The sequence below is a fragment of the Polaromonas sp. P1_G4 genome (genome assembly GCF_056405475.1).
The window spans coordinates 1-2,695 of record NZ_JBFUCA010000546.1 but is presented as its reverse complement, the minus strand read 5'-3'; the positions used below and the strand labels follow the sequence as shown (position 1 = coordinate 2,695).

General features: G+C 55.2%; 3 protein-coding genes and 1 pseudogene. 1 reads left to right on the top strand and 3 read right to left on the bottom strand.

Annotation, left to right across the window (positions count from 1 at the left end; all coding sequences use genetic code 11):
* Nucleotides 1-142: 142 nt before the first annotated feature.
* Nucleotides 143-865 carry an SOS response-associated peptidase gene (locus AC1D1X_RS20275; protein WP_477671530.1) on the top strand — a complete coding sequence of 241 codons (723 nt, stop codon included), beginning with the start codon at nt 143-145 and terminating at the stop codon, nt 863-865.
* 121 nt (nt 866-986) lie between these two features.
* On the opposite strand, the gene AC1D1X_RS20270 is transcribed toward AC1D1X_RS20275, so the two are convergent.
* From AC1D1X_RS20270 to AC1D1X_RS20260, 3 genes and pseudogenes are all read right to left on the bottom strand, one after another.
* A complete protein-coding gene (locus tag AC1D1X_RS20270; protein ID WP_477671531.1) occupies nt 987-1,610 on the bottom strand; it encodes a DUF938 domain-containing protein in 624 nt (207 codons plus the stop codon).
* Between the two features lie 53 nt (nt 1,611-1,663).
* Entirely contained in the window at nt 1,664-2,353 is a 690-nt protein-coding gene (locus AC1D1X_RS20265; protein ID WP_477699006.1) for a HEPN domain-containing protein, read from the bottom strand.
* A 28-nt stretch (nt 2,354-2,381) separates the two neighbouring features.
* Nucleotides 2,382-2,695 (bottom strand): annotated as a pseudogene (locus AC1D1X_RS20260) (DUF262 domain-containing protein); the annotation flags it as partial.

Here is a 2,695-nt window from a genome sequence, read left to right as displayed (position 1 = left end):
AACTGGCTCAGTACGCCATAGGGTTTGTTGAAGCAAATCAAGCGTGGCGGCATGCCGGTTGGGGTGGGCGGAGTGAAGCTGGGGCTGGGCATGGGTGTCATTGGACCATGCCCCGGTAGCGGCACTGCGATAGCATCGCCGCATGAGTACCCAATACGAGAGCATCAAAACCGCGACGCTTTATACCGATGCCTTCGGCGTGGCCGCCCCGGATTCGCCCGTGGAACGCAATGTGTGGCCGCGCAAGCCGGGTGTTTTTATCCGAGCGATAAAAGTCGATGAAGCCGAAGAAGCTGGGGAAGCCGAAGAGGTTGACGAGCCCACAGGCGCTGAAAAGCTCCCGCGAGCGCTGCTTTCGCACGAGCTGGTGACCGGGCAGTTTGGCCTGGTGCCGCGCTGGGTCAAGTCGGCTTCAGACGCCAAACTGCGTTCGACCAAGCTGGTCAATGCCCGCTCGGAAACCGTCACCACGTCGAGCAACTTCCGCGATGCCTGGCTGGCCGGGCAGCGCTGCATCGTGCCCATGATGGCGTTTATGGAAGACGATTGGCGCAGCGGCAAGGCCGTGCCCACCCGCATTGCCCGGGTAGATGGCCAACCCCTGGGTGTGGCGGGCCTGTGGGAGAGCTGGACAGGCGCGGATGGCGAAGTCATCGTCAGCTACACCTTGCTCACGGTGAATGCCAACAGCCACGCCCTGATGAGCCGGTACCAGCAGCCCGGCAACGAAAAACGGATGCTGGCGATTCTGAACGAAGGCGCCTACGATGCCTGGCTCAGCGCCCGCACGGAAAAGGCCAGGGAGTTCATGCGGGCCTATCCGGCCAATTGGTTGACCGCCAACCCGGTTGAGAAAAGCCGCTGATCGCCACGCTAACCGGGTTAGAACGAGAATTTATTTGAAATGATGCTGCAGCCCTTGATGGGAAAGCGCGAGCAGCTATAGAAATAATAGCGAATTCAGTTTTCCGCCGGCGAGTGCGCGGTTAATGTTTTGCCGACTGCTGTGATTTTCCCCAGACCAGCAGCAGGTTGTTGACCGGCATGGCGTGCCGGGCTTGCAACTGCAGGCCGGCTTGCCCGGCTTCTAGCTCTACATCTTCCCTGCGCCTGATGCCCCAAGTGGGATCTTGCGCGCGCAGGCTCTGGTCAAAGTTGAGGTTGCCTTCAGACGTAGGCACACCGTCTTCCAGATACGGCCCATAAGTCACCAGCACGCCGCCCGGCGCCAGGTAGCGTGCAGCGCCCTGCATCAACGCCGCGCAAGTCGCCCAGGGCGAGATGTGCAGCATGTTGGCGCAGTAGATCAGGTCAAACTTTGAATCGCCTGGCAGCCACTCGGGCGCCATCACGTCGAGCACGAGGGGAGGGCACACATTGTCCAAGCCCCGCTCGGCTACGTAGGCTGCAATGGAGTCCATGGAGGCAGGAATCGCATCAGTGGGCTGCCAYGTCCATTGCGGAAGGGCTGCGGCAAACCAGGCGACATGCTGGCCTGTGCCTGAGGCGATTTCGAGTGCGTTGCCGCTCGCGGACAAGATCTCGCGCAGGACATCGAGGATGGGCTGCTTGTTGCGGTCTGCCGCGGGGCTGAAGTTGGGGGAAGTCATTCGCAAATTAAAGAGAGGAGCGACGCGTCTCAGTTGAGCAATCAATCGATCCGCTAGGTCGCCGTGGAATACCACGTCGCTTGGCCAATCAAGTCGGTTACATGCTTGTATATAACTCGATCAATCGCGGTCACAAATTTTTCCACCTTTGCAAGTTCGTCTCGAATGTCTTTCGCGCTAGTTCCTGGCATTACTGCGTTGTGTGCTAGTTCCGTACGTTTGTCTGCAAATCCCTTTAGTATGAGCGCGCTGTCTGCTCTCAGTACAGCATTGGTTGAGTGAAATATCTTCGATATCCCTATGCGAGCAAAAACTCTATCAAGGTTCTCAGCGGAGGGATAGGACTTGGTTAGCAGAATCTCTGAGCCGGCAATTGCGGGGGTCTGATCCGTATCCTGAAGAAGAGCCTTCTTCGGTGATTTTGTCATCGACCCAAGACCTTGCAAAAGGCGGCGCTCGTCCCCAGAGGCTTGATAATTTGCATAGTGTTTTTCTAGCTGTAGATTCTGAGAAACCAGAAACATTCGTAGATCAAGCGGAATCTTTTTGGACTCAGTGCCTGGTGTTGAGATGCATCGCGCGAAGATGTCAAAAAGATCCTTTATGAAATTCTCAAATGACCCATGACCAAGGAATACTGCTGCCGAAATCACGTACTGGCGAATGATGGGTTCTGTAATTTGACGATCGGCTTTGGCCAATACATCCCTATATCCCTTGATATGAACTTTGAACTCGCGCAAGGCGCGACTCTGCTTGTAAGCCATGAGATCAAACCAAGATACTTTTGATTTTTTGCACTCGTAAGCGTACTTGTTGCTCGTCGCTAGTGGCGACACTTATCGATCTGCGAAAGGCTTCGTCTTCAGAAAATAGCTGGCCTAGGCGATCCTGCACAGTCTTGGCAGCAATATTGAGTTTCTTCTTTTCTGCTTGCAGTTGAGCTACTGCGACCATCTCTGCGTCATAGAGTGCAGCGTTAAATTTGCTTTCGACGACTTTGGTGCGCGAGAATATTTTGAACGCCAAATCACCGAACAAATCTCGAACTTTCAGTAATGTGGAATTGAAAAACTCCTCAAGGG

Coding starts and splice junctions, on each gene's coding strand:
- AC1D1X_RS20275 (WP_477671530.1), top strand. CDS start 143: ATGAGTACCCAATACGAGAGCATCAAAACCGCGACGCTTTATACCGAT.